At 69.9% G+C, this 7574-nt stretch carries 8 protein-coding genes; 6 read left to right on the top strand and 2 right to left on the bottom strand.

The annotated features are described in order from the left end of the window. The 6 genes from RT051_RS10265 to RT051_RS10240 all read left to right on the top strand — a co-directional run. Positions 1 to 824, top strand: an 824-nt coding sequence (locus RT051_RS10265; RefSeq protein ID WP_313076050.1) for a LysR substrate-binding domain-containing protein, incomplete at its 5' end; no start/stop codon positions are given. A 106-nt stretch (positions 825 to 930) separates the two neighbouring features. Beyond that, entirely contained in the window at positions 931 to 1938 is a 1008-nt protein-coding gene (locus RT051_RS10260; RefSeq protein ID WP_313076047.1) for a sulfate ABC transporter substrate-binding protein, read from the top strand. Positions 1939 to 1945: 7 nt separating this feature from the next. Beyond that, on the top strand, positions 1946 to 2821 hold the full coding sequence (gene cysT, locus RT051_RS10255; protein ID WP_313076044.1) for a sulfate ABC transporter permease subunit CysT: 876 nt from the start codon (positions 1946 to 1948) through the stop codon (positions 2819 to 2821). Further along, positions 2818 to 3729, top strand: coding sequence for a sulfate ABC transporter permease subunit CysW (cysW, locus tag RT051_RS10250; protein ID WP_313076041.1), 912 nt, complete (start codon positions 2818 to 2820; stop codon positions 3727 to 3729). The genes cysT and cysW overlap by 4 nt, the downstream gene beginning before the upstream one ends. A 13-nt stretch (positions 3730 to 3742) precedes the next feature. After that, on the top strand, positions 3743 to 4870 hold the full coding sequence (locus RT051_RS10245) for a sulfate ABC transporter ATP-binding protein (protein WP_313076038.1): 1128 nt from the start codon (positions 3743 to 3745) through the stop codon (positions 4868 to 4870). A gap of 53 nt (positions 4871 to 4923) precedes the next feature. Next, the gene (locus RT051_RS10240) at positions 4924 to 5436 is read left to right on the top strand and encodes a disulfide bond formation protein B (RefSeq protein WP_313076035.1); all 513 of its coding nucleotides are present in this window, start codon (positions 4924 to 4926) and stop codon (positions 5434 to 5436) included. Between the two features lie 27 nt (positions 5437 to 5463). Here RT051_RS10240 and RT051_RS10235 read toward each other — a convergent pair whose 3' ends face one another. Then, a complete protein-coding gene (locus tag RT051_RS10235; protein ID WP_313076033.1) occupies positions 5464 to 6843 on the bottom strand; it encodes an erythromycin esterase family protein in 1380 nt (459 codons plus the stop codon). After that, positions 6840 to 7499: a phosphoribosyltransferase gene (locus tag RT051_RS10230; protein ID WP_313076030.1), complete on the bottom strand. Its 660-nt coding sequence runs from the start codon at positions 7497 to 7499 to the stop codon at positions 6840 to 6842. Before RT051_RS10230 ends, RT051_RS10235 begins: the two co-directional genes overlap by 4 nt. Positions 7500 to 7574 lie beyond the last annotated feature (75 nt).

The following is a 7574-nucleotide window of genomic DNA, read 5'->3' as shown; positions in this document are numbered from 1 at the left end:
GCCTGTCGCGCCGCGTGGCCGAGCTGGAGGCGCGCCTGGGCGTGCGCCTGCTGCAACGCACCACGCGCAGCCTGTCGCTGACCGAGGTGGGCCAGGCCTACCTGCGCCATTGCCTCGCCCTGCGCGACGCGGCCCAAGCGGCCCAGAACACGGTCGAGCAGGTGCACAGTGAGCCGCGCGGCACCGTGCGCGTGACCTGCCCGGTGACGCTGGCGCAGTCGGTGCTGGCCGAGCTGCTGCCGCACTACCTGGTGCGCCACCCGGCGGTGCGGCTGGAGCTGGAGGTCAGCAACCGCGTGGTCCACGTGGTCGAGGAGGGCGTGGACGTGGCCCTGCGCGTGCGCAGCCAGCTCGATGACGGCTCCAGCATGGTGGTCAAGCGCCTGGGCGAGGGGCGGCAGGTGCTGGTGGCGGCGCCGGCGCAGATCGCCCGCCAGGGCGCCCCGACTGCGCCCGACGACCTGACGCGCATGGACACCCTGGCCATGTCGGCGCGCGAGGGCCGCGCCAGCCTGTGCCTGCAGGGCCCGGGCGGGCGCCAGCAGACGGTGCAGCTCGCGCCGCGCTTCGTCGCCGACGACCTGGTCACCCTGCAGCATGCGGCGCTGGCCGGGGTCGGCCTGTGCTGGCTGCCCGACTACATGGCCCTGCCGGCCATCGAGGCGGGCCACCTGGTCCACGTGCTGCCCGAATGGACGCCCGCGCACGGCATCGTGCATGCGGTCTTTTCCTCGCGCCGCGGGCTGGCGCCGGCGGTGCGCAGCTTCCTGGACTTCCTGGGCGAGGAGCTGCCGCCGCGCGTGCGACTGCAGGCCCGGGTTTGATATGCAAAATTTCTAATAAATAAAAAAGAATCTATTCGTTTGAGTTTTGAAGAGTGCTTCGCACAATGCTGCCATTCGCAATCACCCTGCCACAGGCACCGCTTCGATGAACTCCAAGACCCGCCTCAAGACTCTCGTCGCCACCCTGGCCCTGGCCGCCAGCGGCCTGGCTTCGGCCCAGGCCAACACGCTGCTGAACGTCAGCTACGACGTGGCGCGCGAGTTCTACAAGGACTACAACGCGGCCTTCATTGCCCACTACAAGAAGACCAAGGGTGTGGACGTGCGGGTGGATCAGTCGCACGCCGGCTCCAGCGCCCAGGCGCGCGCGGTGAACGACGGGCTGGCCGCCGATGTCGTCACCTTCAACACCACCACCGATGTGCAGTTCCTGGCCGACAACGGCGTGGTGGCCAAGGACTGGGCCAAGAAGTTTCCGCACGACGCCTCGCCCACCACTTCCACCATGCTGTTCCTGGTGCGCCACGGCAATCCCAAGGCCATCCGCGACTGGAACGACCTGATCCGCCCGGACGTGAAGGTCATCGTGGTCAACCCCAAGACCGGCGGCAACGGCCGCTACGCCTACCTGGGCGCCTGGGGCAGCGTGCGCGAGAAGGGCGGCACCGACGCGCAGGCGGCCGAATTCGTTGGCAAGCTGTACAAGAACGTGCCGGTGCTGGCCAAGGGCGGGCGCGACGCGACGGCCACCTTCCTGCAGCGCAACATCGGCGACGTGCTGATCACGTTCGAATCGGAAGTCGTTTCGGTCGAGCGCGAGTTCGGCAAGGGCAAGGTCGACGCCGTGTACCCGTCCACCAGCGTCACCGCCGAGAACCCGGTGGCCGTGGTCGAGCGCACCGTGGCCAAGAAGGGCACGGGCGAACTGGCCAAGGCCTACCTGGACTACCTGTACTCCGACGAGGCACAGGAAATCGCCGCCAAGCACGCCATTCGTCCGCGTTCGGAAGCCGTGCTCAAGCGCCACGCTGACCTGTTCAAGCCCATCCAGCAGTTCACGGTGGCCAAGTACTTCGGCAGCCTGACCGAGGCGCAGAAGGTGCACTTCAACGACGGCGGCCAGTTCGACAAGCTCTACCAGCCGGGCAAGTAAGCCAGCCATGACGACGCTGACGCTGGGCACGGCCCAGCCTGACGCACAGCGCCGGCGCAAGGGCCGGCGGGTGCTGCCCGGCTTCGGCCTGACGCTGGGCTACACGCTGTTCTATCTGAGCATCATCGTGCTCATCCCGCTGCTGGCGCTGGTGCTCAAGAGCTTCTCGCTTACCTGGCCCCAGTTCTGGGAGGCCGTGGCCGCGCCGCGCGTGCTGGCCTCGTACCGCCTCACCTTCGGTGCCTCCTTCATCGCCGCCTGCGTGAACCTGGTCTTCGGCCTGCTGATCGCCTGGGTGCTGGTGCGCTACCAGTTCCCGGGCAAGCGCATCGTCGATGCGCTGGTGGACCTGCCATTCGCCCTGCCCACCGCCGTCGCCGGCATCTCGCTCACGGCGCTGTTGGCCGGCAATGGTTGGGTGGGCCAATACTTCGAGCCGCTGGGGGTGCAGCTGGCCTTCAACCCCAACGGCGTGGTGATCGCGCTGATCTTCATCGGCCTGCCGTTCGTCGTGCGCACGGTGCAGCCGGTGCTGGAAGACTCGGAGAAGGAACTCGAGGAGGCCGCAACCAGCCTGGGTGCCACACGGTGGCAAATCTTTCGCCACGTGATCTTCCCGGCCATCCTGCCGGCGCTGCTGACGGGCTTTGCCATGGCCTTCGCCCGCGCCATCGGCGAGTACGGCTCGGTCATCTTCATAGCCGGCAACATGCCCATGGTCTCGGAGATCACGCCGCTCATCATCATCGGCAAGCTCGAGCAATACGATGTGGCCGGCGCCACCGCCGTGGCCGTGGTCATGCTGGCGCTTTCGTTCGTGATGCTGCTGGTCATCAATGCGCTGCAGGCCTGGCAGCGGCGCCATGCGGGGATGGCGGCATGAGCGGCGCCATGCATGCGCGCGGCGCGCGCTGGGCCCGCGCCGGGACGACCGAAGCGCCCTGGGTGCGCCGGCTGCTGACCGGCGTTGCCCTGGCGTTCTTGTTGCTGTTTCTGGTGCTGCCCCTGGCGGCCGTGTTCACCGAGGCGCTGCGCAAGGGCTGGGATGCCTACGTGGCTGGCCTGCGCGAGCCCGAAGCCTGGTCAGCGATCCGCCTGACGCTGATCACTGCGGCCATCGCCGTGCCCTTGAACCTGGTGTTCGGCGTGGCGGCGGCCTGGTGCATCGCCAAGTTCGAGTTCCGCGGCAAGGCCTTCCTGACGACGCTGATCGACCTGCCTTTCTCCATCTCGCCGGTGGTCGCGGGCCTGATGTACGTGCTGGTGTTCGGTGCCAACGGCTGGCTGGGGCCGTGGCTTGCGGAGCACGACATCAAGATCATCTTCGCCGTGCCGGGCATCGTGCTGGCCACCGTGTTCGTCACCTTCCCGTTCATCGCCCGCGAGCTGATCCCGCTCATGCAGGCCCAGGGCAGCGACGAGGAGCAGGCGGCGGTGGTGCTGGGTGCCAGCGGCTGGCGCACCTTCTGGCACGTGACGCTGCCCAACATCAAGTGGGGCCTGGTCTATGGCGTGATCCTGTGCAACGCGCGCGCCATGGGCGAGTTCGGCGCGGTGTCGGTGGTCTCGGGCCACATCCGCGGGCAGACCAACACCATTCCGCTGCACGTGGAGATTCTCTACAACGAGTACCAGTCGGTCGCCGCGTTCGCCGCCGCCTCGCTGCTGGCGCTGCTGGCGCTGGTCACCCTGGTCATCAAGACGGTGGCCGAATGGCAGAGCGCACGCGAGGCGAGAAGCGTCGCCCAGCTGCCCCCGGAGCGGCCTCAGCCGTTGCCCACCAAGGGCTGAAAGCTATTATTTTATGAGCATCGAAATTCGCAACGTCAGCAAGCAGTTCGGCAGCTTCAGGGCGCTGGACGACGTCAGCCTGAACATCGCCTCGGGCGAGCTCATCGCGCTGCTGGGGCCATCCGGCTGCGGCAAGACCACGCTCTTGCGCATCATCGCCGGCCTGGAGACGCCGGACGCCGGCAGCATCCACTTCAGCGGCGCCGATACCACCGACGTGCACGTGCGCGAGCGCGGCGTGGGCTTCGTGTTCCAGCACTACGCGCTGTTCAGGCACATGACGGTGTTCGACAACGTGGCTTTCGGCCTGCGCATGAAGCCGCGCAAGGAGCGCCCGTCCGAGGCCGTGATCCGCCAGAAGGTCATGGACCTGCTCACGCTGGTGCAGCTCGACTGGATCGCCGACCGCTACCCCTCGCAGCTGTCGGGCGGGCAGCGCCAGCGCATCGCCCTGGCGCGCGCGCTGGCCGTCGAGCCCAAGGTGCTGCTGCTGGACGAGCCCTTCGGCGCGCTGGACGCCAAGGTCAGGAAGGAGCTGCGCCGCTGGCTGCGCCGCCTGCACGACGAGCTGCACGTGACCAGCATCTTCGTCACCCACGACCAGGAAGAGGCGCTGGAGGTGGCCGACCGCGTGGTCGTCATCAACCAGGGCCGCATCGAGCAGGAAGGCACGCCCCAGCAGGTCTGGGACAACCCGGCCAGCCCCTTCGTCTATGGCTTCCTGGGCGATGTCAACCTGTTCCAGGGCCGCGCCAGCGGCGGGCGCATCCACCTGGACGATGGCATGCAGCTGGACAACCCCGACGCCGCCTCGGCGGACGGCACCCGCGCCTTTGCCTACGTGCGCCCGCACGAGCTGGACGTGGAGCGCTATTCGCCCGGCCAGACGCCGTACGGGCAGGGCCGGCCCAGCGGCATGGTCGCGCAGCTGGTGCGCGTCATCGTGGTCGGGCCGGTGGCGCGGCTGGAACTGGTGGCCGAAAGCGCGACCCAAAACGCCGACAATGCCCAACCCGGCGCCGTGATCGAGGCGCAGATCTCGGCGCGCCAGTTCCATGACATGGGGCTGCGCGAGGGCGAGACCCTGGTGGTGACGCCGCGGCGCGCCAAGGTGTTCCTGGACCACGCGGCCGGCATCTGAGCCCGGCGCTTCGCGCAGCGGGCGCCGCAGTTTTTTGGAAGAAAGAGAAGAACGTGTTGCCCGACTGGATGAACCGAGCCCCGCGCCGCGTGCTGGCGCTCATCAGCGCCATCTGCCTGGGCCTGCTGGCCTTTGGCATCTACCTGCAGTACGCGGTGGGGCTGGAGCCCTGCCCGATGTGCATCGTGCAGCGCTATGCTCTCATTGCCGTAGCAGTCTGTGCAGGGCTGGCGGCCGCTGGCGGGCAAAAAGCCTGGTGGAAGGGCTTTGCCGCGCTGGCCCTGCTGATGGCGGGCTTCGGCGCTTTCGTGGCCGCTCGCCAGAGCTGGCTGCAGTGGTTCCCGCCCGAGGTTGCCTCGTGCGGACGCGACTTCTACGGGATGATCGAGAACTATCCGATCAGCCGCGCCATTCCCCTGATCTTCCGCGGCTCGGGCGACTGCTCGGCGGTGGACTGGCGCTTCCTGGGCGGCTCCATCGCCAACTGGTCCTTCCTGTGGTTCACGGCCTTTGCGCTGGTGCTGCTCGGGCTGCTGCTGCGCGGCGGACGCGGCGCAGGCCGTTGAAGGCGCCGCGCGCTGCCCGCGCGCCCTTCACAGTCCACTCGGCCAGGTGTCGGGCAGCTCGGTGTGGTCCGGCTGCCAGCCGGCGCCGGGCTCGAGCGGCTGCAGGGCGTGCGTGCGGTCGATGTGCAGCGCGGCGTCGAACTGCGCCGGCAGCCGGGCGTGAAAGTAATGACTCTGGCGCTCGGACTCGGGCAGGTAGATGACGCCGATGGCGCGCTGCAGGCGCCGCGCCTGCAGCAGCCGGGTGACGGCCAGCTGATCGCGCAGCGGCAGCCAGAAACGCGCTTCGCCCGTCTCGTGGAACAGCCGCTCGAAGCCGCCGGCCAGCGCCGGGCGCACCCGCTTGTGCTCGGCCGGGCCGTCCCATTCCGAGGCGGCGGTGACGCTGCCGTGGCTGGTCGTCAGGCCCAGCAGCAGCGCCTGCCGGCCCCAGCGCTCGCGCGCCAGCTGGCCCACGTTCCACTCGCCGCGCTCGCCCATCTCGGTGGCGCTGGCATCGCCCAGGTGCGAGTTGTGCGCCCACACCGCCAGGCGCGGCGTGCTGCCGCGCGTGGCCTGCAGGTGCTGCTGCAGTGCCGCCAGCGTCTGCACCATGTGCGAGTCGCGCAGGTTCCAGGTGGACACGCGCCCGCGGAACATGCTGCGGTAGTACTCCTCGGCATTGCGCACCAGGCGCGCGTTCTGCTGCGCGTAGAAGGCCTCGTCGCGCTCGGCGCCCAGGGTGGACGCGGCGCGGCGGTTCATCTCCATGAGCTGGGCGATGGCCTCGTTCTCGCAGCTGGGCCGCGCGCCGAAGGCCGCGCCCCAGCCATAAGCCTGGCTGTCCTCACCACCGCTGCGGTGGTCGAAGCAGGCATAGCGCTCGCGCGCCCGCGCCGCCGCCTGCCCATCGACCTGCTCCAGGTACTGCACCACGGCGCGCATGGAGCTGTGCAGGCTGTAGAGGTCCATGCCGAAGAAGCCCACCTGCCGCGCTGCGGGCACGCCCCGGTTGTGTTCGCGCAGCCAGTCGATGAACTCCGCCATGACGGTGTTGCGCCACATCCAGGTGGGAAAGCGCGCAAAGCCCGACAGGGCCTGCTCGGCGCTGGCGTCTTCCGAGCGCCCGCGCACGTAGCGGTCCAAGCGCAGGGCATCAGGCCAGTCGGCCTCGGCCACCACGGCGGTGCAGCCATGGCGCTCGATCAGCGCCCGCGTCAGGCGCGCGCGCTCCAGGTAGAACTCGTGCGTGCCGTGGCTGGCCTCGCCGATCAGCACCAGCCGGGCGGTGGCCAGCAGCTCGACCAGGCCCGGCGCCGTATCGGCGCGCTCGAAGGGACGCAGGTGGGGCTCAAGGCCCCGCAGCAGCTGCCGGTCGTCCTGGTCGCCAGCGTCCTGCGCCCCATGCCGGCTGCCCGGGCGGGTCATGGCTGGGCCCCCTCGGTCTGCTGCAGGCTGCGCTGCCACAGGGCCTGCACCTCTTCGTCGCTGACCTGCGGAAAATCCTCATACCAGGCGCCGACGGCGTGGAACGGCTCGGGCGTGCGCGGGCAGACGACCTCGTCGGCGCAATCGCGCAGGGCGCGGCAGACATCGGCCGCGCCCACCGGCGCCGCCAGCACCAGCCGGGCCGGCGACTGCGCGCGCACGGCCTGGGCGGCCGCGCGCAGCGTGGCGCCGGTGGCGATGCCGTCGTCCACCAGGATCACCGTACGGCCCGCCAGGTCGGGCAGCGGACGGTCGCCCCGGTAGAGGCGCTCGCGCCGCTGCAGCTCGGCGCGCTCGCGCCGCTCCACCTCCTGCAAGGCCTGCTCGGGCACGCGCTGGTGGCCCGGGTTCAGGACGCGCACGCCGCCGCTGGCGATCGCCCCCAGGGCGAATTCGGGTTGGGCCGGGTGCCCGAGCTTGCGCACCACGAATACCTCCAGCGGAATGCCCAGGGCATGCGTGACCTCGTAGGCCACCGGCACGCCGCCGCGCGGCAGGGCCAGCACCAGCGCGCCGGGCGCGTGGCGATAGGGTTCGAGGGCGCGCGCCAGCTCCTGGCCGGCGTGGCTGCGGTCGCAGTAGGGCGCGGGGTTCATGGGCCACCTCCTTGGCCGGCGACCTTAGGCGGGTGAGCCGGTGCCTGTCGTCCGCACAGGGGCGGCGCCGGGGTA

Source organism: Melaminivora sp. (genome assembly GCF_032059615.1).
Classification (GTDB): domain Bacteria; phylum Pseudomonadota; class Gammaproteobacteria; order Burkholderiales; family Burkholderiaceae_C; genus Melaminivora.
Note: the sequence above shows the minus strand (reverse complement) of the source record. Positions and strands in the feature narration are given on the sequence as shown.